This is a genomic window from Flavobacterium sp. 38, assembly GCF_057799715.1.
On record NZ_JBYNWZ010000018.1, the window covers coordinates 15,844 to 38,465 of the forward strand.

The following is a 22,622-nucleotide window of genomic DNA, read 5'->3' on the forward strand; positions in this document are numbered from 1 at the left end:
GATGACAGAAATCTGGGAACTATACAAAAGCGGTGGTTGGGAAGTGCCTTTTCTCACTTTCTCCATTTATCTGTTTGTAGCAGCGTCATTCATCCTATATCTTATTATTGTTGCCAGCAGAAACAGCAAAATAAAAAAAGAACGGTTGAGAAAAGAATACAGTGAAATGATTGACAAAGTAATGTCGGCTGTTATTTTTGAAGATGTTTCGTTTTCTAAAATCAGAGAAGATAAAAATTTTCTCGTGCTTTTTGATACATCTTTTTTTAGAGAAGTTTTAACCGAATCGCTTATCAATCTGCATAAAAATTACGAAGGTGTTTATGCTCAGAAATTAGAACAGTTTTACAAAGATTCTCATTTAGTAAAAATTTCTTTTAGAAAACTTAAAAGTTTAAGGTGGGAAGAAAAATGTCAAGGAATTACAGAGTTGGCAGAGTTTAATATTAAAGAAGCATTTGTCCCAATTATAGCCTGTTCTAAAGCCAGAAAAAAGACATTAAAAATTGTTGCACTAAATGCTGCTATAAAACTAGAAGGAACTCGGAGTGTCAGATATTTAGTAGAACATTCCGATCCTATTGACGATTGGATGCAGCTGAATATTATTGCCGCTTTCAAAAAACACGATGTTGGCGATACCGAAGGAATAGAACATTTATTGGAGTCTCAAAACACCACTGTAATTACGCTTGGATTAAAGCTTATAAAAGAACTGAAATTATCGCAGAAAGTTCCTCATGTAGCGCAATTGGCAGCTCAGACAACCAATACAGTTATAAAATACGAAGCGCAGAGCATTTTGCAGACCTTAACAGCTTAAATTTAAGAAAATGACATTTTTTAATCCTGAAATAACATGGTTTTTGGATGTATATATACTCCTAATACTTGGTTACGCCATACTAATCATGTCTTCTTATTTAATCTTGGCTTATCTTTCTACAAAAGAGCTTAGAAGATATCTCAAACGCAACAGTTTTGTTGACTACGATGTGCTATTAACCAGCGAATTTGCTCCTAAACTTTCCCTAATTGCGCCTGCTTATAACGAAGGATTGACGATTGAAGAAAATGTAAAATCATTGCTTTCGCTAAACTACAATAACTATCAGGTAATTGTGGTAAACGACGGAAGCAAAGACAATTCGATGGAAATCCTGACCAAAACATACGATCTTGTTTTAACCGATTTGGATTTTCATCCAAAAATTGAAACCAAAAAGATTAGAGGAATTTATACGTCAAAAAACGCGGCTTTCAAAAAGCTGATTGTGGTTGATAAAGAAAATGGAGGCAAAGCCGATGCGCTAAACGTCGGACTGAATATTGCTCAAAATCCGTATGTGGTTTGTATTGATGTCGATTGTATTTTGGATAAAGATTCGCTTTTAAAATTGGCAAAACCATTTTTAGAATCGTACGGAAACCGCATTATCGCAACTGGCGGAGTGGTTCGAATTGCAAATCAATGCATCATCAAGAATGGTCGTTTAGTCGAAGTAAATGTTCCAGATGTAATGCTGTCGAGAATTCAGGTTTTAGAATATTTACGAGCTTTTCTTTTAGGAAGAATGGCTTGGGGAAAACTGGACGGATTATTGTTAATCAGCGGGGCTTTTGGTGCTTTTGATAAAGAAATCGCCATACTTTCTGGCGGTTACAGCACTAAAACCGTTGGCGAAGATATGGAACTTATTGTGAGAATGCGCCGTTATATGCTGGACAACAAATTGCCATATTCGGTAAGTTATATTCCAGATCCGCTTTGCTGGACGGAAGCGCCAGAAGATTTCAAGATATTCAAAAAACAGCGCTCCCGCTGGATGAGAGGAACCATAGAAACCTTAAGCATTCATCGCAGAATGTTCCTGAATCCGAAATATAAATTGTTAGGAATGTTGAGTGTTCCGTATTGGACCTTGTTCGAGTTTCTAGCACCTGGAATCGAATTTATTGGTCTTCTCATAACGGTCGTTTTTATCGTTTTCGGATTGCTGAATTGGCATTTTTTCTTTTTACTGTTGTTTTTTGTGTATTCGTTTGCGGTTTTCTTTTCGGTTATTGCGCTTTACAGCGAAGAAAAAACGTACCACAAATACCCAAAACAAGCTGACTTTTTTAAACTTTTAATGGCGGCTTTTATAGAACCTTTCTATTTCCATCCGCTTACGGTTTACGCGGCTATAATTGGCTACAAAGAAAAAATTATGGGAACCAAGGGCTGGGGAGAAATGACTAGAAAGGGGTTTACAAAGAAGGAATAATTAGTCAATTAGAGAATTGGTCAATTAGATAATTTGAAAATTGAAATTCTATAAAATTGGTTTCACGCAGATTTTACAGATTAGAGCAGATTATTTTAAATCTAAAAAATCTAAAAAAATCTTGTAGATCTGCTTAAATCTTTTTTAATCTGCGTGAAACAAACTTTGCGCCCTTCGACTCCGTTCAGGGTGACAAAAAAGGAGAAAAACTTTGCGACTTTGCTCCCGATAGCTATCGGGATTGCGCGACTATATTACAAACGTTAGACGCACTGCAGTGCGTCTCTACATTCAATCTTTGAGAAAAACTTTGCGACTTTGCGTCTTTGCGAGATTCATATTTTTTAGAATAAAAACCTTCGCGAACTTTGCGGTAAAAAAACAAACGATAAAATCTTTATTTTCGTAATATGAAAATCGAACTGAAAAAATCTTCTTTTCTTGAAAAGGAAATCAACGAACCTTATTACTACATTATAATGTTTGATGGAGAAGCCGTTTTTTCTGTTGATCTCACGGAATATGAATGCAAAGGAAAATGTCTTTTGTTTTTAACGCCGTATCAGTTATTGCAATGGAAAAGTTCTACAGCACCTTTCATTAATTCTTTAAATTTTCATGGAGATTTTTACTGCATCGAATACCATAAAAAAGAAGTAGCCTGTAACGGAATTTTGTTCAACGATATCTATAGCGAACCTTTTGTAACCGTTTCTGATTTTATTTTCGAAGAAATCACCAGCATTATCGAAAGAATGAAAAGAGTAGAAGACTCCGAATTGGATTATGACAATTCGATTCTAAAATCGTATCTACAAGTTGTTTTGGCATTGAGCAGCAAAGAAAAACAGCTGAAAATGTCGCCACACGTTCAGGAATCTATTGGAAATGCTGATATTCTGAAGTTTCAGCATTTGTTAGACACGCATTTTCTAGAAGCCAAAGAAGTTGCTTTTTATGCTTCTAAATACAATCTGAGCGTGAACACTTTTAGTAAAAGAATCAAAAAACATTTCGGAAAATCGCCTTCACAGCTTATTCAAGATCGGATTGTTTTGGAAGCTAAGAAACAGCTGCATTTAACCACTAAGACCATAAAAGAAATCGCAGATGATCTTAATTTTGAAGACGAATTCTATTTCAGCAGATATTTCAAGAAAAGCGTTGGCATTTCGCCAAAAGAATTCAGGAAAGAAGTCGGTATTTCTATCGTGGCAAAATAGTCCATGAAAACTCCTTTAAGTCCATTTTTATCCAGACAGCGCTAAAGTAATTTTGGTATGTATTTAAAACATAATCAAAATGGAAAAATTTATAAGATTTATAGCTGGTGGACAAAACAATTTCATTCACTTTTTAAGAATAGCCATATTCATTGTAATGGCATGGATCGGCGGACTAAAAGCCTTTAAATATGAAGCAGATGGAATCGTTCCGCTTGTCGCGAATAGTCCGTTTATGAGTTTCTTTTATAAAGAGGCTAATACGAAAGTCGTTAATGAAGACGGAAAAACAGTAAAAGCTTATACACTTTACAAAAATCTAGAAGGCAAAACGGTAGAGAAAAACATCAAATGGCACGAAGCCAACGGAACTTATATTTTTTCTTATGCACTAGGAACTGTTATTGTAACAATAGGATTATTGGTTCTTTTAGGAATCTGGTTTCCGAAAATTGGCTTAATAGGTGGATTATTGACTTTCATAATGGCATTTGTAACCTTATCCTTTTTAATTACAACACCCGAAGTTTACGTTCCAAATTTGGGCGGAGATTTCCCGACACCGCAATTTGGGTTTCCTTATCTTTCTGTTGGAGGGCGTTTGGTACTAAAAGACATCATCATGATGAGCGGCGGATTGATTGTAGCTTCAGACAATGCAAAAGAAATTTTGCAACGATTTTATGCGTAATCAAAATAAAAAAAGCTGTGCAAGATTTTAAACTTGCACAGCTTTTCTACTAAACATAAACTGATTATTCGTATTTTAAATATTTTAAAACATCTGCTTTTGTTGCCTGATACGCTTTCGCTAAAACAATGATTAAAGTAAGTGCCAATAAAAAAGCAAAAGAAATTAAGAAAGGCAAAACAGGAATTTCTATTCTAAAGGCAAAATTATTCAGCCATTTTTGCAGCAAAATATAAGCTGGAACAACCGCAATTAAAAAGCCAATTATGCAATACAAAACATATTGTTTTGATAATTCTTTTAGCAGAACATTGGTGTCTGCGCCTAATGTTTTTCGAATCGCAATTTCTTTCATTCTGCGCTGAATCGAGTAGGAAGCCAAAGCGAACAATCCAAACAAAGCAATAATAATTACAACAACGTTTAACAAAGAAAAAAGATTCTTTTGCTTGACATACGATTCATAACTTCGAGCATATTCCTTATCTACAAAATCATATTGAAACGGATATTCGGTATCAACTTTTGTCTTCCAAAATTTTTCGATTTCAGCAATAGAATTTTGAATTTGATCTGCTTTTAATTTGACATAAACGCGATTCATTTCATTGGCCATATCCAAAGATTTTATGTGGTAAAAAGTAATGGGCGGAACATCAACTTCTGGGCTTAACAGATTAAAATCTTTTACTACTCCGATAATTGTCATTTTTTGATTTCCAATTTTAATCTCTTTTCCAATTGGGTCTTTAACCTGCATTAAACTCAATGATTTTTCATTGATTAAAACTGAATTAATAGTATCTGAAGCTATATTCGGACTAAGATTTCGACCTTTTATCACTTTTATATTGAGCAGATTGAGCATGTCATAATCAAGTCCGATAGCTTTTTGTTTGAAAAGCACATCTCGATACCAAATTGGCCATTGCGAATCATCAGCTCCATCAAAAGAAAGAAGACCAGTTGAAACATTCTCGACACCTTTTATCTTTTGCAATTCCTGTTTTATCGTATTGTATCTTTCGAAAATGTTCTTTCCAGCATTTTCTCCCTGATAATAGGAAGAAGGTAGATTTAACGAAATTGCCATAACCTGATCGCCTTTAAAACCAAGATCTTTATTGTTTAAATATTTAATTTGCTGATAGACAATTACAGAGCCAATAATAAAAAACGAAGCAATCGAAAATTGCAGAATCAGCATTCCGTTTCTTATCCAAACACCGCTTTTGCTTCGATCATAATTGCCTCTCAAAACTTTTAGAGTCCCAAAATTAGCGACATATAACGCGGGAAATATCCCAGCAAATAAAATGGTTGTGATAAAAACGAATATTAATTGAAGATAAAAATGGCTTTCGACTATTTTTAAATCTTTCTCCAAAAAAGAATTATAGTAAGGAAGTGCAATTTCGACAATCATTAAGGCTAATAAAACGGAAAACGCAGTCATTAAAATGGTTTCAAATATGAATTGTAAAACAATATTCTTTTTTGAAGCGCCCAATACTTTACGAACTCCAACTTCTTTAGCTCTTTTTATCGAATTGGCTGTTGCCAAATTGATGTAATTGACAATGGACAGAATCAGAATCAAGACCGATAGACAAGCCATAATAACCAAAAACTGATAATTTCCTCTTCCTTCAGGATAGCCATCAGTTACAGAATGCAATCTGGCAGACGAAAGCGGTTCCATAACAACTTTGAAACTTCCCATTTTTTTGATCATTTCAGCAGGTGTAAAACCAGCTTGTTGAGCAGCTCTCACAATAATCTCGTCGTAAAAGACCTGATCTAGCATTTTTCGGGTCGATTCTACTTTTGATGGATCTTTTAGTTTTACTAATACTTTTAAAACAAAAAGGCCAGGATTTTTAGCAGGATCTACTAAATCTTTCATTCGATTTATCACGATATTTGGCGCAATAGATGAATTTCCAGGAATGCGGTATACACCTTGAATAGTAAAGGTAGACTCTAAACATTTGATTTGTTTTCCCACAGGATTTTTATTCCCAAAAAAGCGTTCTGCAAGCTTTTCTGAAATAGCAATACTGTTTTCGTCTTTTATAGCCGATTTGGCATCCCCATAGATAAATTCAAACGGAAAAAGAGAAAAGAAATCTTTTTCGGCATTGATGATTTTATCTACAAATTCCTTTTGTCCTTTGTAAATCACTTTGTCTTTCTGATACCATTCGTCTGCGTAAACAACAGTTTCTACATTAGGATCATTTTGTAAGTGAGGCTTAAGGCGTACAGGATTATTTGCAGTTACAGGCATATCGCTTAATTGCGCCAATACCTGATAAACATTGTCTTTCTCAGGATTCCAAGAATTGTAATTGTGTTCGTCATTCCAATAAAGAAGTGCGAAAATCAAACCTGAAATTCCAATTGATAATCCGAGAATATTGAGAGCAGTAAATAGTTTACTGTTTTTTATTTGATATATAAAAGTGTTAATCCAGTTTTTTAGCATATTATTCGTATTTTAAATAGCGTAAAACATCAATTTTGGTTACTTGGTACGCTTTTGTCAATACGATAGTAAGTGTCAAAAACAAGAGAAAGAAAAGTGCAAATACAAAAGGCAAAACGGGAATATCAATTCTGAACGCAAAATTTTCAAGCCATTTCTGCAATAAAAAATAAGCAGGAATAATTCCGATTAAGAATCCGATTAAACAGAAAATGACATATTGTTTGGATAATTCTTTCAGTAAAATATTGGTTTCCGCACCCAGCGTTTTTCTAATAGCAATTTCTTTTGACCGTCTTTCCATAGAAAACGAGGCGAGAGCAAACAATCCGAAAACAGCAATCAGAATTACTATGATATTAAGTAAGGCAAATAAGTTTCGCTGATTTTCATATTTCTTAAAATTTCGCGCATAATTTTTATCTACAAAATTATATTCAAACGGATATTCAGCATCTACTTTGTCGGCCCATAATTTGTTGAGACTGCTGATAGTTTGCGACATATCATTAGGAGAAACCTTTACAAAAATATGTCTGATATCATCTTGCACGCCATTAATTTTAGTAACATAAAAGAAAACCATAGGCGAAATTCGGCTTTCAAACCCAAAATAATTGAAGTTATTCACGACGCCCACAATTTTCATTTTTTCATCTCGCCATATAATTATTTTGTTTAAAGGATCTTTTTCGCCCATCAATTTTGCCGTTTCTTCATTTATTAAAACCGATGAAATAGTGTCTGAAGAAAAGGCAGGATTCAATTTTCGCCCTTTTAAAAGTTTAATGTCCAGCATATCCAGGATATTATAATCCATTGCCATTTCTTGTATTAAAAAAGGTTTTAGATTTTTGTAATTAATGCTTGACCATGAGTTTTCTTGTGACCCCATTGCAAATAAAGCTGTAGAAACGCCTTCTACACCTTTTATTTGCTCTATTTGTGGTTTTATGGCTTTGTATCGCTCAAATTGAGTTCTTTCTTTTTTGGCCTTAAAAGTGATGTCCAAAACTTGTGCGCCTCTAAAGCCCAGGTCTTTCTCGGCCATAAAATTTACCTGTTTGTAAACGATAAAAGATCCGATGATAAAAAAAACGGCTATAGCAAATTGTAATACCAGCATTCCGTTGCGAAGCCAAATTCCTCTTTTACTGCGCGAAAAATTGCCTTTTAAAACTTTCAATATTTCAAAATTAGAAACATAAATAGCAGGTAAAACACCAGCAACTAGAATAACCACCAGCATAATTAATAGTAGCTGAATGTAAAACTGCGCTCCAATAAGACGAAGATCTTTCTCTAAAAAGGCGTTGTAGTACGGCAATAATACTTCGACAAAAACTAAAGCCAATAAGACAGAAAAAAGAGCAAGGAGTGCCGTTTCAAAAACAAACTGCGCTATAATCTGCGATTTTCCTGCGCCAGAAATTTTTCTTACTCCAATTTCTTTCGCTCTTTTGATTGCATTGGCAGTAGCCAGATTAATATAATTTACAATAGAAAGAACAAGAATTAGTATAGACAAACCCATAAAAATAAGTAGATATTGTAAATTCCCATTTTGCTCAGCAAATGGTTGGCTTCCTTCGTACAATTTTGCTTTTGGCAATGGCAACAAACTTGATTTCACTGGTTCACCATATTTTTTTATAAACTCATTGGGCGTTAAACCTTCTTGTTTAGCATATACTTTGGTGCAGTTTTCAAAAAAAATAGTATTAAGCGTTTTTTCAATTGTTGGAGTCGCATTTGGATTTTTTATTTTTAAAACCAATCCATAATGATATGTCCATTCGTCTTTTGTGCGTTTTAAATCATTTTCGATTAAAGTGGTAATAGCCTGAGGCATTACAGAAGATTTTTCGTTAAGTCTGTAAACGCCGCGTACAGTAAACACCTTGCTGTCGTAATGTACCAATTTTCCCATAGGATTTTCTGTTCCGAACAAACGCTCTGCCGTTTCTTCAGACAAGGCGATACTGTTTAAATCCTGAATGGCCGCTTTAGCATTTCCATGAACAAATTCATAGGGAAAGAAAGAGAAAAAGTTACTTTGAGCAGTAAAAATTTTAGTCAAAACTTCTTTTTTTCCTTTATATGAAATAACGTCTTTGTCGTATTGCGCATAGAAATAACAATAACTTTCTACGTCTGAAGACACAGCTTTAATTAGCGGGCCCATAGTTGCTGGGTTCGTAGTCCAGACATTATTGTTTCCGATGTCATTTAGCACCGAATAGATTCTATCTTTTTCAGGATTCCATTGGTCATAAGAATGTTCGTCGTTCCAAAAAAGAATAGCAAAAATGAGCGTTGCCATCCCGATCGATAATCCTAGAACATTTAAGGCTGTAAAAAGCTTGTTATTTTTGATGTGATAAACAAAAATATTGGTCCAATTTTTAAGCATGACTCTAGTTTTTAGCAGTTACCAAAACATCTACATTTCTATGATTTACTTTTTCAGACAGAATAGCACCGTCTTTCATAAAAATGGTTTTTTGAGAAAAAGACGCATCATAATCGGAGTGCGTTACCATCAGGATCGTCGATCCGCTGGCATGAAGATCGGTTAGTAATTCCATTACTTCATTACCATTTTTGCTGTCCAGATTTCCTGTTGGCTCATCGGCCAAAATAATTTTCGGATTATTGATTAAAGCTCTTGCTACGGCCACACGCTGCTGCTGTCCACCCGAAAGCTGCTGGGGAAAATGTTTCAATCGATGCGCAATTCCTAAAATTTTAGCCATTTCGTTTACACGAGATTTTCTTTCGGCAGAAGGAACATTGTTGTAAATCAAAGGCAGTTCGATATTATCAAAAACGGATAATTCATCAATTAAATTGAAATTCTGGAAGATGAATCCGATGTTTTCTTTTCTAGCTTGCGATTTTTGTTTCTCTTTCAAACCAACCATTTCTTGGCCAAGAAGCTCGTAACTTCCGCTCGAAGCACTATCCAGAAGTCCGATAATGTTTAACAAAGTTGATTTTCCGCTTCCTGATGGTCCCATAATAGAAACAAAATCGCCTTGATTGATAGTTAGTGAAATTTCGCTTAAGGCGCTGGTTTCTAATTCCTCAGTTCTAAATACTTTTGAAAGTTTTGTAATGGTAATCATAATTGACTGTTTTAATTTTTGATTGATTTTCTTTTAAAATTTTTATGCCTTCGGAAAATGCAAGAAACAAGTCTGAAAATTAAGATAAATTATTTTCAATTATTGTTATTTATTTTTGTTATTTGTACTTCCGAAAGCTGTTAATTATTAATGATTTACAAGTTTTAATGTGATTTTCGTGCCAATAAATTAAACCTTCTAAACGCCTTGTTTTTAAGGGTTTGTTTTTCGAAATAAAATTGAACTGTCCATTAATGGACACCTTTCGTCCAAAACTGAACAATAATGAAAAAGACCAACGCCTCTATTTTAATCATCGACGATCAGGAAGACATTCTTTTTGCATCAAAAGTCTATCTGAAAAAGTATTTTGAAAACATTTATACGCTCAATAATCCGAAAAATATTGTCGAATTATTGTCTAAAAATACCATCGATGTCGTTTTGTTAGACATGAATTATAGACTGGGTTTTGAAGATGGGAGAGAAGGTTTATATCTGTTGAAAGAAATAAAAACGCTTTCGCCAAAAACGGTTGTGATTCTAATGACCGCTTTTGGAAAAGTAGAAACCGCTGTCGAAGGCTTAAAATCGGGTGCTTTTGATTATATATTAAAACCTTGGGAAAATAAGAAATTGCTAGAATCGGTAAAGCAAGCGGTTGATAAAGCGCGAAAAGAGCAGAAGAAAAATAAGGAAGTTGAAATAAAAGATGAATTCTTTATTGGCAATTCTGAAATTATAAAAAAGGCTTATTCTCTAGCCGATAAAGTAGCAAAAACAGACGCCAATGTTTTGATTTTGGGCGAAAATGGAACTGGAAAATTTGTTCTCGCACATCATATTCATACACAATCGGAAAGGAAAAATCAGCCGTTTATTGCGGTTGATTTGGGTTCTTTAAACTCAAATATTTTTGAAAGTGAATTGTTTGGTTACGCCAAAGGGGCTTTCACTGATGCCAAAACCGATACAGCCGGACGTTTTGAAATGGCACAAAACGGGACTATTTTCTTAGACGAAATAGGAAATGTACCGCTTCATTTGCAATCGAAACTGCTTCAAGTTATTCAAACCAAAACGTTGACACGATTGGGAGAAACGAAAGTAAGACCTTTGAATGTGCGCATTATTACGGCAACCAATTTGAATCTTAAACTAGAGGTTGCAGATAAAAACTTCCGCGAAGACTTGTATTATCGCATAAATACGATGGAAATTATTTTGCCTCCGCTAAGGGAAAGACATGGAGATAAAATTCCGCTTGCCGAATATCTTTTAGATAAAATGATTGAAAAATACGGCCGAGAGGAAATCACTTTCGATAAAAAAGTTTTAGAACAAATCGAAAAACATGCTTGGAACGGAAACATCCGAGAGATGGAAAATAAGATTGAACGCGCCGTTATTCTTTGCGAAAACAACACGATCACCGTTTCTGATTTGGATTTGGAAATCATAACGCCTTATGACGAAAACGCAGATGATATTCAGCTTTCTTCTGTCGAAAAAGCTGCGGTTGAAAAAGCACTTCTAAAAAACAATAATAATATTAGCAAAACTGCCGAAGAACTGGGTTTATCAAGAGGCGCGCTGTACAGACGTTTAGAGAAATTTAATATCAATATCGGCTAACTATGTTGAGGACTTTACAAACTTATAAACTTCTTTTCCTACGGTTAATTTTTATCGTTGTCGGGATTGAATTGTCGCTTTATTTCTTCCGAATTGGTTTGTTTTTCACTGGGATATTTGGACTGTGTATGGTTTTTCTGCTGGCGCGCGAAATGTATTTTTATGTTCGAAATCTGGTTTTGGTTTACAATAAAACCATTTCTTCGATTTTGCAGGATGATTTTAGTTCCGATTTTTCGAAACATAAATTTAATAGCACCTACAATGATTTGTTCACTTTGTACGAAACAATGAAAAGTAAACAAAATGAGCAGGTTACGAGAGATATTATTTACCGTTCGATTTTAAACAATATCGAATCGGGCGTTATTATTTTGCAGAAACAGGAAGCCGATTGGAGTATTTTTTTAATGAATGATTATTTTTCGAGTCATTTTAATGTTTCGAAAGTTTCGAAATGGAAATACCTAAAAAATCAATTGCCGGCTTTATGCGAAATTATTGAAGAAGATGATTTTCATGAAATAAAAACCTCAATCGAAATTAGTATTGATGAACAGAGCAAACAGACTTTTGTTTTACAAGCTTCGCGAACCGAGATTTTTGGACAGGATTATTTTATTGTTCTGTTAGATTCGATTCAGAATGTCGTAGAGAAAAAAGAGAAAGACGCATGGATTAATTTGATGAAAGTGATTTCGCATGAGTTGCTGAATTCCATAACGCCAATTCGTTCCATCTGCCAGAATCTGGAAGATTTAGTAGAACAAGATTCGCTTTCGACAGAAGATTTAGAAGATATCAAACACAGTGTGCAAACCATGCTGAGACGAAGCGATCATTTGCAGAAATTTGTCGAAGGCTATCGAAAATTGGCAATGCTTCCGTCTCCTAAAAAAGAAAAAGCAGATCTACAGCAACTCATTGAAAACGGTATTCAAATTATGAGTCCGCTGTTTAAGAAAAATAATATAGAAGTAAGCAATACGGTTGCTCAAAATTATTGGATAAATGTTGACTCGCAGCAGACAGAACAAGTGCTTATTAATTTATTGACGAATTCGATATATGCGGTAGAAAACAATGCTTTAAAGCAAATTTCGATTTCGGCGGAAGCCAAAAACAATCGCATTTTTATTCGAATTACAGACAACGGAAAAGGAATTGAAAAAGAAATTGAAGACAAAATTTTCCTTCCTTTTTTCACCACGCGAACAGAAGGCGCGGGAATTGGACTGACTTTATCTAAAAATATCATAGAAGCGCACGGCGGATATATTTCGCATAAAAATGAAAATGGAAAAACAACTTTTGAGATTTGTTTGATTGAGGATTGATAGAAATTCTATTAATAAAACGTTTTTATAGACAGCTATTATTTTTTTTTTAAATTTGTGAAGAGGAGCTGCCAAATAGACTCTCCTAAAATAACGATATTACAACCATGAGTACAGATTCAACTTCTACAATAGCTTCTACTTTTCTTCAAGATTTAAAAACACAAACGGCTGATTCTCATAAGAAATTAGAAGAACTTCCAGTATCTAAATCGATTATGTCGCCAGAGATGAAGATCGAAGATTACACTTATTATTTGAGTTTAATGCACGATGTTCACAACGATACGGAAGGACTTATTTTTCCTTTCTTTTCTAACCGTTTAGAAGATTTAGAGCAACGAAGAAAGAAACATCTTATAGAAGAAGATCTTATTTTTCTGAATGCACAAAAAACGAATTCTGAGAAAGTTTTTCAAAAAGAAATAACTTCAGTGCCTTTTGCTTTAGGCGTTTTATATGTGGTTGAAGGTTCTACGCTAGGCGGAAGATTTATTTTAAAGAATGTATCTAAATTTCCTGAATTGTCTGGAGAACAAGGAGTTTCTTATTTTAATGGCTATGGCGACAAAACGGGAAGCTTCTGGAAATCTTTCTTGAGTTTCTTGGCAGATTATGAGCAAGAACACAATTGTGGAGAAGAAATTATCGAAGGAGCAATTTTTGCATTTGACAGCATTTATAATCATTTTGCAGCGAAGTAATACAATGAAGATTAAAGATATAGTTAACAGGGATCTTGTTACTTTAGACAATTGTGAAAACGAGCCCATACATATACCTGGAAAAATTCAGCCTCATGGCTTTTTGTTGGGAATTACCTCAGGATGGATTATTGATTTTTGTACAGAAAATATTTCCTCCTTTTTTGATTTGGTTCACACGCAGGTTTTAGGCAAACCTTTTGCAACCATTTTTAGTACAACTTGTCAGGAAGAAATCTCAGACTATATCAATGGCGATGAAATAAAAGATGCTTTTCCTCTTGAAATAGATTTGCTCGGTAAGCTATTTCAAATCAACATACATAAAAGCGGCGAAACGTACATTTTAGAAGCCGAAGCTCTTTTTCCCGATAAAGAAAAACTCGCCGATGTGTACAAACAGACGATTCAGTTTGTTAGCCAAATGAACAAAACTGAATCGCTAAAAGAGCTGTGCGCACTTGTAGCACAGGGAACACGTGAAATAACGGGTTATGACCGTGTAATGATTTATCGTTTTGACGAACAATATAACGGAGAAGTTTTTGCAGAAGATTGCAGAGAAGATTTAGAGCCGTTTTTAGGACTTCATTATCCACATACCGATATTCCGGCGCAGGCCAGAGAATTATATATCAAAAACGAGCTTAGGCTTATTGTAGATATCAATTATGAGCCAGTACCGATTTTTACTGTAGATGATAAAGAAGGGAAAAATTTAGATTTAAGTCTTTCAATCCTTAGAAGTACGTCACCAATTCATGTGGAGTATTTAAAAAATATGGGCGTTGGTGCCACACTTACAATCTCGCTAATCCATCACGGAAAATTGTGGGGATTGATAGCCTGTCATCATTATTCTGAAAAAAATATTTCGCCAGAAATTCGATTAGCCGCAAAATTGCAGGGTCAGTTTATCACTTCTCAAATTGATATCAGACAATCGAATGATGAGAATGTTAGTGCCCAAAAAACAATTCTGGCACTGGAACATATAACGGCAAAAGATTTTGAAATTTCGCAACAGGCATTAGAAAGTATTGTTAAAGTACCCCAACTACTGGAGCTATGTAATGCAGCGGGTGTATCTATTGTTTCCAGAGAGAAAATTTATAAAAATGGGTTAGTGCCTTCAGATGATCAGATTATCAATTTGTTAGATGAGATTCAGGCTCTTAATAATGAGACTTTTTCTACCAATAAACTCATTGATTTTTTTCCTGAAATAGCTAATAATTCGTCGGTTGCAGGGATAATTTATCATTCTGTTGGAAATAATGATCATATTATCTGGTACAGACCCGAAACCATTTCAGAAATTAATTGGGGAGGCGATCCTGAAAAAAGTATTATTAAAGATGCTAACGGACTTCATCCAAGAAATTCTTTTGACATCTGGAAACAGATTGTAAAAAATCAAAGCAGTCCGTGGAAACCGTACGAAATTAATGCTGCGGTTCAATATGCCCATACTTTACACAATCAGCTTATTTTGATTATGTTGAGTGAAGAAGAGGAAAAATACCGCAACCAGAGTGAAATATTGAAAGAAACAAATTCTGAACTCGAAAACATTAACTGGATTAGTACGCACGATTTGCAGGAACCATTGCGTAAAATACAGCTGATTACTTCAAAAATGCTGACAGAACTGGATGTGATTTCTACAGAATCAATTTCGAATTCTTTGCAGCGCGTTTCTAAATCTGCGAGCAGAATGAGCGGTTTATTAGAAGATATTTTAAAATATACGCGCATAAAAAATACGAGAGACACATTGCAGCCAGTAGATTTAAATAAAATCTTGAAATCTACTGTTAAAGAGATGCATGAAAATATTTCTGAGAGCAATGTCTTAATTGAGCATGAAAACCTTCCGGAAGTTCATGCTATTGGTTTTTTAATGCGTCAGCTTTTTATTAACATTCTGCAGAATTCCATAAAATATGCTTCTGCAGAAAGACAGTTAAAAATTCAAATTACAGCTTCTCAAGAACCAGTTATAATACACGATAGATATAAAGTGTATTGCCACTGGGTTTGTTTTTCTGATAACGGAATCGGTTTTGAACAGCAATATGCAGAATCTATTTTTAAAGTTTTTACCAGACTTCACACACAGGAGCATTACACTGGTTCAGGTATTGGTTTGGCACTTTGCAAAAAAATTATGCAGACTATTGGAGGAGATATTCGCGCAGAAGGAAAACCAGATCAAGGTACCAATATCATAATTTATTTTCCTTGCGATTCTGAGGATACACTTTTGCCAATTTAAAATAGAAAATAGAGAATAGAGAATAGAGAATAGATTTTTTAAACACATAGAAACATAGATTTTTTCTCTCTCAGAAAGGAAATTGAAAGAAACTAGTTTCTAACACATAGCTGTAGTTGGCGATACGTTAGAACTTTGTCAAAGTTTCAAACTTTGACAAAGTTTACACATGCCGTATAGAACATAGCCCAAAGTTTTAACTTTGGGAGACTTTAGTAGGTCCAGTAAACTATGTTTTATGTGTTTAAAAAAATCAGCATCTACACAAATCAATTTTTCTACTCAACAGTTTTAATCTTTCGGCTTTTAAAATTCACTTCTGAAATAATAGTTGCCGAAAAAATCAAAGTTCCGCCCAAAAGCAAACGCCACGAAAGATTTTCTCCCAAGATAAAGAAAGCCCCAATTGCACCAAAAACAGGCTCAAACAAATAGATAACCGCCACGCGCTCTGCTGATAAATAACGCTGCGAAATATTGGAAACCGTATACATAAAAGCCGTAGAAAACAAAGCGCAGTAAACGGCACCAAGCCAAAAAGTATCGTTTTTAGGAAACCAAACAGCTTGCGAATCGGTGAGTGCGATACAAAAAGTAAACAACGCACAAAACGCAAACATAGGAACAATAGAATATAAAAGATTTTTGGCAGCCGAATGTTTTTCGACCGAAATCAGATAAACGGCAAAAGCAAACGCACCCGAAATGGTAAACAAATCACCAATGTTTATGGTAAATTTATCTGTTATGGCAATAATGAATAATCCTGTTAAAGCAGTCAGAGCAGCAATCCATATTTTTAAAGGCGTATTGGTTCTGTAAACCGCTAATTTCAGCATCGGAATAATAATTACGGTAAGTCCGGCGATGAAAGAACATTGTGAAGCATCAGTGTATTTGAGTGCCGTAGTCTGCAGTTGAATTCCTAAAAACATTGGAACTGCAAGCACAAATCCTGTTTTAATTGCTTCTCTATTGATGTTTTTAACGTATTTCCAGAAAACAATGCTCAATACAAATACAGCTAAAAGGAAACGATAAAATAAAAAAATATTGAGCGAATAGTGGCCAATAGCCATTTTGGTAACCGAGTATGAAACTCCCCAGAATGCTGTGCCGAGAATTAGTAAAAACAATAAAAGCCGTTTTCTTTCCATTTTGAAATTATATTAAAGCAATGCTTTTTTCATCATTAAATCGGTTTGCTCGTCGTCGCCTAATCTAAAAATATGCGTGTCAAATTGCACAAAACCATTTTTAGTATAGAAACTTACCGCTCTAAAATTCTTTTCCCAAACGCCCAGCCACATGTAAGTAGCCTTAATTTCTTCAGCGATTTTTTCTGCTTGTGCATACAAAGGTTGCGCGACTTTTTTGCCGTGAAATTCTTTGGCTACATAAATGCGTTCAATTTCTAAGGCGTTTAGATCTTCTTTTTCTGTTTGCGCATTTCCGGTATTCAATTTCAAATAACCGACTACTTTTTCGTCTAAAATAGCAAGATAAAAGTAGGAAGATGTATTCTCCAATTCAGCAGTTAGTTTTGCTGTAGCGAAGCTTTCGTCCAAATATTTATTCATGTTTTCTTCACTGTTTACATCAGCAAAGGTTTCAGCAAAAGTTTGTCTGCCAATCGATTGCAGTTTTAAAACGTCATCAATTGTTGCTTTGGTTATTTTTAAAGTATTCATCGTTTTATTTTTAGTTACGAAACCTGACAGGTTTTTAAAACCTGTCAAGTTTAATAGATTGCTATGTTTTTTAAAATAAGTGAAATGCCTTTCAGCATCTTCAATATCCTATGATTCTATGTGTTAAAACAATTAAGTTTTAATGCATTAAAAGCTATTTTTTATTCTCAATAAATGCGTAAATTGCATCAATGGATTTACAGCAGATAAAATATTTTTTGGCGTTGTCGCGCGAACTTCATTTTTGGAATACTGCCGGAAAAATGAATATTACACAATCAGCACTCAGCCGTCAGATTCAGTCTTTGGAGAATCAGCTTGGTGTGCAACTTTTTGAACGCAATAAACGCAATGTCAAACTTACGGCAGCGGGTCAATTCTTAAAAGAAAAATGGGAGGTAGAATTGAGTAAATTAGAATTTATTCATCAATCTGCCCGCCAGATTCAGTTAGGGGAGAGCGGTACCATTACCATTTCTCATCCTGATTCGATTTCGGCTTCGCTTATGCCTGATATTATATCTCGTATTTCTGATGCTTTTCCAAAACTTAAAATCAAATTGGTTCAAGTGCTTTACGAAAACCAGCAGGATTTCCTTCGCAATTATAAAATAGATCTGGCTATAACCAGAGATATTAATAATGCTAAAGATATTCAATCTCAAAAAATCTATACCGATCATTTGGCCATTGTGGTTCCAGAAAATCATCCGTATCAAACTCCAGAAGATCTGACGAAAGAAACGCTTGGCTCTCAAAAGTTTATCTTGCCAACAAACGATGAAGGAAGCAGTTACAGCGATCTCATCAGAAGATTGTTCCATTCTCTAGAAAATGCTCCAGAAGTATATCTTCACTCTGAATTTGGTTCTTCTATTATTGCTTTGGTTCGAAAAGGGCTCGGAATAGCGATTTTACCCGATTCTTATCTTTTTCATGAAATCCCCGGAATCCGATTTATCAAATTGCCTTTGGAAACCGATTTGTACATTAATTGGAGAACCGAAGATCATAATCCTGTATTGGCCAATGTTTTGAAACTGATTATTCCGTAAACTTATGCCCGCAGCATTTCGATATGCGGAATTCCGTCTTCATCGTAAACTTCGCCTTGTTCTGCAAATCCGAGCGATTGGTAAAACGAAGACAAATGATATTGCGCACTAATTCTAATTGGTGCTCTTCCAAACTTTTCTTCGCAGCCCGCAATAGAAGCTTCCATCAGTTTTTTGCCTAAACCTAGTCCGCGGTGCGTGCGCGCAATTACAACTCTTCCAATCGAAATTTCATCATATGAAATTCCAGCAGGAAGCAAACGTGTTACGCCTGCCAATTCATTATCGACGTAATATAATAAGTGAAAACTTTTCTGGTCTTTATTGTCTAAGTCAAGATAGGGACAGTTTTGTTCTACAACAAAAGCATCGCATCTTAAACGAAGCATATTGTATAATTCGTGATTGGTTAATTCGTCAAAAGATTTAATGGAATGGCTGAATGTCATGTTTTAATTTATGCTTTAATTTTTTTGACAAAGATAATGTCGAGAATAATGTGGTAAAATGCTATTTTTTTATCATGTGATGCTGAAAACGCATTAGTTTTTTAATTAGATAATTGGGGTAATTAGGAAATTAGATAATTGTGTAATTTGAAAATGGAAAATGGAAAATGGAAAATGGAAAATGGAAAATAGAAAATAGAAAATAGAAAATAGAAAATAGAAAATAGAAAATAGAAAATAGAAATGTAATTATACTCCAATTTTAAAACATAGCCCAAGGTTTCAACCTTGGGGACGTTACGATTATAAAATATCGTGGGTTAATATATTGTGTACCCAAGGTTGAAACCTTGGGCTATGTTCTATGTGAGGTGCGTAAACTTTGTCAAAGTTCGTCAATCTTTGTCGAATCGCGCGTGAGATTCCTCGTTCCTCGGAATGACAAGATTGGGATGTTGAGCGTGTATACCTATGTGTTAGAAACTAGTTTCTTTCAATTTCCTTTTTTTGGAGAGAATAATCTATGTTTCTATGTGTTTAAAAACAAAAAAAACTTTGTCAAAGTTCGAAACTTTGACAAAGTTGAATGTAACAATTTTAAAAGTTTCAAATTAAGTTGAGTAACGTGAAACTTGAAACCTGAAACAAAAATATATTTTTAGTGCGAAACCGCTTTTAGACCAACAATAGAACCAACTAGAGTCGCTAAGAAGAACAATCTCCAGAAAGCAGCAGGTTCTTTAAAAACAAAGATTCCGACCAATACAGTTCCGACCGCTCCAATTCCGGTCCAGACCGCGTAAGCAGTTCCAAGCGGAAGCGTTTCTGTAGCTTTCATTAACAACAGCATACTTACCGTTAATGAGATGAAGAAACCAATATACCAATAGTACATTTCGGTTCCTGTAGTTGCTTTTGCTTTTCCGAGACATGAGGCGAAGGCTACTTCAAACAAGCCTGCAATGATTAAAATAATCCAGTTCATATAGTTAAATTTTATGCTGCAAAGTTCTTTTATGGAAAGCAGAAATAATTTAACAAATGATAAAAAATGAAATTATTTTAACTCTGCACGTATTCTGCTTAAGCTGACTTGTGTAATTCCTAGATAAGAAGCAATATGTCCTAATTGAACTCTTTGGAGCAGTACAGGATGATCTTTCATTAATTCCAAATAACGTTCAGAGGCATTTTTGAATTGCTTAGAAATCAAACGTTCTTCGGTTTTAATCAATTCTTTTTCTGCAAATTTTCTTCCCCAATTCGCAATATGAACATCTTCGTTAAAGAGCTTTCTCAAGTTTTCCGTTTTGAGTTCGTACAATTCGCAATCTTCCAAAAGTTCAATATTTTCATATCCCGGCTGGTCTTCGACATAACTTTTCATCGAAATAATAGTTTCTCCTTCTTTTCCAAACCAGAAAGTTACTTCATTATCTCGCTCCACATACGCTCGCACTAATCCTTTTTTTATAAAATAAATATTCGATTCTATTTTGTTGGCTTTTAGTAAAATATGCCCTTTCGCGAAAGCAATTTCGGAGACATTATTTTGCAATGCCAATTTGGACTCTTCAGGAAGTGCGTGTATAAGATCAAGAATTTTGGAAATATCCATTTTCAGTTTTTTTAATAAAGATAATAGTTGTTAAGTGTAACCGAAAAAAATCGATAAAAAAACAATAGCTTTTCTGTTGAATGGCATAAAAATTAACGCAAAGTTCGCAAAGATATTTTTGTTCTGAGACTAATCCTAATCGATATTTTAAGTTCGCAAAGCTTTGTGCAGACAAAGCTTTGCGAACTTTTTCAATGTAAATGATTTAAAAAAAATTTGCGCACTTTGCGTAAAATCTTTTGCGCTCTTTGCGGTAAAATATATGTCTTTTCTAAGTGTTAAAAATAAGGGTACTATTATAAAAAAAAATCCCACTTCAATTAAGAAATGGGATATAAAACAGCCTCTGCGATGAGCTATTATAAACAGAAGCAATTTTTGACCAACATATAAACTAATTTATTCCTCCGCCTAAAGCTTTGTACAGCAATACTTGTGAGTTTGCATTTCGAAGCTGGATATCGACAAAGTCCAATTCGGCCTGCAATTTATTTTTTTGTGCATTAATGATTTCCAGATAATTGGCATAACCGCTCAAATACAGGTCGTTTGAGACGTTTACGGCAATTTCGAGATGGTCAATTTCATTCAATTTATATTTTAAAACATCTTCATATGCTTGATTTCTATGCAGTAAAGCACTTAACTCGTTGAAAGCTGTTGTAACGGTATTTTGATATTGTAGAAATGAAATTTCCTGTCTTCTATTCGAAACATAAAATTCCTGTTTGATCTGACCTTTGTTGAAAACTGGCGCTGTCAAACCGCCCAATAATTGCCAAGCGAAAGAACCCGCATCAAAGAAAGTACTGAACGAAAACGAATTAAAACCTGCATATCCGCCCAGATTTACAGTTGGAAAAAAGGCCGCACGAGCCGATTTTGCGTCAGCATTGCTTGCCAGTAATTCGAAATAAGCTTCAGATACATCTGGTCTTTTGTGAATGATAGAATCTACGCTTATTTTTTGGTTTAAAACCTCCAAATGTCCAGACAAGAAATCGCTGCTTCTGTCGATTTTTCCGCCGTATTCACCTAAAAGCGTCAATAAAGCTTTTTCGGTCTGATCGATGCTTAGTTTTAATTCTGAAGCTTCGGCGTGAATATTACTGTTTTGCGCATTAAATTGCTGTACAGCCAATTCAGTCGCTTTTCCAACCGATCTTTGCGCCGAAACAATATCAAGCGCTCTTTCTTGCGTTTTTAAGTTGTCATCATATATGGCAGCTTGTTTGTCTAAAGCAATCAATTTAAAATACAAATCGGCAACATCGCCTAAAAGACGCGTCTGTAATAAACGCATTCCTTGCTGAGAAGCAAAAAATCGCTGTTGTGCTGCTTTTTTACGATTGCTCAGTTTTCCCCAAATGTCAGCTTCCCAAGAAACTTTTGCTCCTAAAAATAGGTTTGGCGTAAGATCTTCGTTAATTCTTTGTTTTTCGGTAATATTCTGAGAAAAGTTAGTATCGTAGTTACCAACTCCATCCATTGTATATTTTCCATAATGCGTTCCAGAAGCATCTGCCACAAGATCTAAAGAGGGAAGAAGCGCCAGTTTAGCGACTTTTAAATGCGAATTGGCAATTAAAATTCGCTCCTGCATGATTAAATAATCAGGATTTTTAGCCACCGCTTTTTTAAGCAATTCGTCTAATTTCGGATCTTTAAAAAAGGTTCCTGTTTTTAACGGAATAAAAGGTGTCTCGCTTGAAGCTTCTTTAGTTTTTGTGTCAAAATTTTCAGGAAGCTTTGCTGCGTCTAGTTTGTTACTGACTTTTGGAGCAGAACAAGCAGTCAAAAGTAAAATTCCGGTTATTACAACGGCACTTTTGGTTGTCCTTATCACATCAGTATTTTTATATTGATTTAATATGTTTTTCATTTTTTCGATTTATTTTATTTCTCACTGTGCGTAATTTTTAACACATAGAAACATAGTTTTTTCTTTTTTGGAAAAGGGAATTGAAAGAAACTAGTTTCTAACACATAGCTTTGTGTACTTGATGTCAACTTTGTCAAAGTTTGAAACTTTGACAAAGTTTTTTACAACGATTAGCT

The 22,622-nt window shown here is 34.6% G+C and carries 18 protein-coding genes; 9 read left to right on the top strand and 9 right to left on the bottom strand.

Going from position 1 to position 22,622, the window contains the following annotated elements; all coding sequences use genetic code 11:
• The first annotated feature begins 1 nt into the window (after position 1).
• From AC3E9W_RS22670 to AC3E9W_RS22685, 4 genes are all read left to right on the top strand, one after another.
• Positions 2–823, top strand: a complete 822-nt coding sequence (locus tag AC3E9W_RS22670) for a hypothetical protein (RefSeq protein WP_488770168.1) — start codon at positions 2–4, stop codon at positions 821–823.
• Positions 824–833: 10 nt separating this feature from the next.
• Complete coding sequence (locus tag AC3E9W_RS22675) at positions 834–2,267, top strand: glycosyltransferase family 2 protein (RefSeq protein WP_488770169.1); 1,434 nt, start codon at positions 834–836, stop codon at positions 2,265–2,267.
• A gap of 410 nt (positions 2,268–2,677) precedes the next feature.
• Positions 2,678–3,490: a helix-turn-helix domain-containing protein gene (locus tag AC3E9W_RS22680; protein WP_488770170.1), complete on the top strand. Its 813-nt coding sequence runs from the start codon at positions 2,678–2,680 to the stop codon at positions 3,488–3,490.
• A gap of 79 nt (positions 3,491–3,569) precedes the next feature.
• Complete coding sequence (locus tag AC3E9W_RS22685) at positions 3,570–4,181, top strand: DUF417 family protein (protein WP_488770171.1); 612 nt, start codon at positions 3,570–3,572, stop codon at positions 4,179–4,181.
• A gap of 64 nt (positions 4,182–4,245) precedes the next feature.
• On the opposite strand, the gene AC3E9W_RS22690 is transcribed toward AC3E9W_RS22685, so the two are convergent.
• Genes AC3E9W_RS22690 through AC3E9W_RS22700 form a run of 3 tightly spaced genes read right to left on the bottom strand, consistent with a single transcriptional unit; the run spans position 4,246 to position 9,797 of the window.
• Positions 4,246–6,669: an ABC transporter permease gene (locus AC3E9W_RS22690; protein WP_488770172.1), complete on the bottom strand. Its 2,424-nt coding sequence runs from the start codon at positions 6,667–6,669 to the stop codon at positions 4,246–4,248.
• Position 6,670: 1 nt separating this feature from the next.
• On the bottom strand, positions 6,671–9,082 hold the full coding sequence (locus AC3E9W_RS22695; protein WP_488770173.1) for an ABC transporter permease: 2,412 nt from the start codon (positions 9,080–9,082) through the stop codon (positions 6,671–6,673).
• A 4-nt stretch (positions 9,083–9,086) separates the two neighbouring features.
• The gene (locus tag AC3E9W_RS22700) at positions 9,087–9,797 is read right to left on the bottom strand and encodes an ABC transporter ATP-binding protein (RefSeq protein ID WP_488770174.1); all 711 of its coding nucleotides are present in this window, start codon (positions 9,795–9,797) and stop codon (positions 9,087–9,089) included.
• Positions 9,798–10,082: 285 nt separating this feature from the next.
• Between AC3E9W_RS22700 and AC3E9W_RS22705 the strand changes: the two genes are divergently transcribed.
• From AC3E9W_RS22705 to AC3E9W_RS22720, 4 genes are all read left to right on the top strand, one after another.
• Complete coding sequence (locus AC3E9W_RS22705) at positions 10,083–11,432, top strand: sigma-54-dependent transcriptional regulator (protein WP_488770176.1); 1,350 nt, start codon at positions 10,083–10,085, stop codon at positions 11,430–11,432.
• Positions 11,433–11,434: 2 nt separating this feature from the next.
• A complete protein-coding gene (locus AC3E9W_RS22710) occupies positions 11,435–12,769 on the top strand; it encodes a sensor histidine kinase (RefSeq protein WP_488770177.1) in 1,335 nt (444 codons plus the stop codon).
• 107 nt (positions 12,770–12,876) lie between these two features.
• Positions 12,877–13,473 (top strand): biliverdin-producing heme oxygenase, encoded by a 597-nt coding sequence (locus tag AC3E9W_RS22715; RefSeq protein ID WP_488770178.1) that lies wholly within the window; start codon positions 12,877–12,879, stop codon positions 13,471–13,473.
• 4 nt (positions 13,474–13,477) lie between these two features.
• The gene (locus AC3E9W_RS22720; protein ID WP_488770179.1) at positions 13,478–15,751 is read left to right on the top strand and encodes an ATP-binding protein; all 2,274 of its coding nucleotides are present in this window, start codon (positions 13,478–13,480) and stop codon (positions 15,749–15,751) included.
• A 278-nt stretch (positions 15,752–16,029) separates the two neighbouring features.
• Here AC3E9W_RS22720 and AC3E9W_RS22725 read toward each other — a convergent pair whose 3' ends face one another.
• Both AC3E9W_RS22725 and AC3E9W_RS22730 read right to left on the bottom strand, forming a co-directional pair.
• On the bottom strand, positions 16,030–16,908 hold the full coding sequence (locus AC3E9W_RS22725) for a DMT family transporter (protein WP_488770180.1): 879 nt from the start codon (positions 16,906–16,908) through the stop codon (positions 16,030–16,032).
• Positions 16,909–16,920: 12 nt separating this feature from the next.
• Positions 16,921–17,442, bottom strand: a complete 522-nt coding sequence (locus tag AC3E9W_RS22730) for a GNAT family N-acetyltransferase (RefSeq protein WP_488770181.1) — start codon at positions 17,440–17,442, stop codon at positions 16,921–16,923.
• A 191-nt stretch (positions 17,443–17,633) separates the two neighbouring features.
• Between AC3E9W_RS22730 and AC3E9W_RS22735 the strand changes: the two genes are divergently transcribed.
• Positions 17,634–18,497, top strand: a complete 864-nt coding sequence (locus AC3E9W_RS22735; protein WP_456893343.1) for a LysR family transcriptional regulator — start codon at positions 17,634–17,636, stop codon at positions 18,495–18,497.
• A 2-nt stretch (positions 18,498–18,499) separates the two neighbouring features.
• On the opposite strand, the gene AC3E9W_RS22740 is transcribed toward AC3E9W_RS22735, so the two are convergent.
• The 4 genes from AC3E9W_RS22740 to AC3E9W_RS22755 all read right to left on the bottom strand — a co-directional run bounded on the left by AC3E9W_RS22740 (position 18,500) and on the right by AC3E9W_RS22755 (position 22,446).
• Entirely contained in the window at positions 18,500–18,946 is a 447-nt protein-coding gene (locus AC3E9W_RS22740) for a GNAT family N-acetyltransferase (RefSeq protein ID WP_488770182.1), read from the bottom strand.
• A 658-nt stretch (positions 18,947–19,604) separates the two neighbouring features.
• The gene (locus AC3E9W_RS22745) at positions 19,605–19,931 is read right to left on the bottom strand and encodes a DMT family transporter (protein ID WP_026728926.1); all 327 of its coding nucleotides are present in this window, start codon (positions 19,929–19,931) and stop codon (positions 19,605–19,607) included.
• Positions 19,932–20,003: 72 nt separating this feature from the next.
• Positions 20,004–20,564 carry a Crp/Fnr family transcriptional regulator gene (locus tag AC3E9W_RS22750; RefSeq protein ID WP_488770183.1) on the bottom strand — a complete coding sequence of 187 codons (561 nt, stop codon included), beginning with the start codon at positions 20,562–20,564 and terminating at the stop codon, positions 20,004–20,006.
• Positions 20,565–20,958: 394 nt separating this feature from the next.
• Positions 20,959–22,446, bottom strand: a complete 1,488-nt coding sequence (locus tag AC3E9W_RS22755) for an efflux transporter outer membrane subunit (protein ID WP_488770184.1) — start codon at positions 22,444–22,446, stop codon at positions 20,959–20,961.
• Between the last annotated feature and the right edge of the window lie 176 nt (positions 22,447–22,622).

What these genes read in the sequence shown, in the direction of transcription:
- AC3E9W_RS22680 (WP_488770170.1), top strand. Translation starts at nt 2,678, where the DNA reads ATGAAAATCGAACTGAAAAAATCTTCTTTTCTTGAAAAGGAAATCAAC.
- AC3E9W_RS22730 (WP_488770181.1), bottom strand. Translation starts at nt 17,442, where the DNA reads ATGAATACTTTAAAAATAACCAAAGCAACAATTGATGACGTTTTAAAA.
- AC3E9W_RS22685 (WP_488770171.1), top strand. Translation starts at nt 3,570, where the DNA reads ATGGAAAAATTTATAAGATTTATAGCTGGTGGACAAAACAATTTCATT.
- AC3E9W_RS22755 (WP_488770184.1), bottom strand. Translation starts at nt 22,446, where the DNA reads ATGAAAAACATATTAAATCAATATAAAAATACTGATGTGATAAGGACA.
- AC3E9W_RS22700 (WP_488770174.1), bottom strand. Translation starts at nt 9,797, where the DNA reads ATGATTACCATTACAAAACTTTCAAAAGTATTTAGAACTGAGGAATTA.
- AC3E9W_RS22710 (WP_488770177.1), top strand. Translation starts at nt 11,435, where the DNA reads ATGTTGAGGACTTTACAAACTTATAAACTTCTTTTCCTACGGTTAATT.
- AC3E9W_RS22715 (WP_488770178.1), top strand. Translation starts at nt 12,877, where the DNA reads ATGAGTACAGATTCAACTTCTACAATAGCTTCTACTTTTCTTCAAGAT.
- AC3E9W_RS22720 (WP_488770179.1), top strand. Translation starts at nt 13,478, where the DNA reads ATGAAGATTAAAGATATAGTTAACAGGGATCTTGTTACTTTAGACAAT.
- AC3E9W_RS22725 (WP_488770180.1), bottom strand. Translation starts at nt 16,908, where the DNA reads ATGGAAAGAAAACGGCTTTTATTGTTTTTACTAATTCTCGGCACAGCA.
- AC3E9W_RS22705 (WP_488770176.1), top strand. Translation starts at nt 10,083, where the DNA reads ATGAAAAAGACCAACGCCTCTATTTTAATCATCGACGATCAGGAAGAC.
- AC3E9W_RS22695 (WP_488770173.1), bottom strand. Translation starts at nt 9,082, where the DNA reads ATGCTTAAAAATTGGACCAATATTTTTGTTTATCACATCAAAAATAAC.
- AC3E9W_RS22750 (WP_488770183.1), bottom strand. Translation starts at nt 20,564, where the DNA reads ATGGATATTTCCAAAATTCTTGATCTTATACACGCACTTCCTGAAGAG.
- AC3E9W_RS22740 (WP_488770182.1), bottom strand. Translation starts at nt 18,946, where the DNA reads ATGACATTCAGCCATTCCATTAAATCTTTTGACGAATTAACCAATCAC.
- AC3E9W_RS22690 (WP_488770172.1), bottom strand. Translation starts at nt 6,669, where the DNA reads ATGCTAAAAAACTGGATTAACACTTTTATATATCAAATAAAAAACAGT.
- AC3E9W_RS22670 (WP_488770168.1), top strand. Translation starts at nt 2, where the DNA reads ATGACAGAAATCTGGGAACTATACAAAAGCGGTGGTTGGGAAGTGCCT.
- AC3E9W_RS22745 (WP_026728926.1), bottom strand. Translation starts at nt 19,931, where the DNA reads ATGAACTGGATTATTTTAATCATTGCAGGCTTGTTTGAAGTAGCCTTC.
- AC3E9W_RS22675 (WP_488770169.1), top strand. Translation starts at nt 834, where the DNA reads ATGACATTTTTTAATCCTGAAATAACATGGTTTTTGGATGTATATATA.
- AC3E9W_RS22735 (WP_456893343.1), top strand. Translation starts at nt 17,634, where the DNA reads ATGGATTTACAGCAGATAAAATATTTTTTGGCGTTGTCGCGCGAACTT.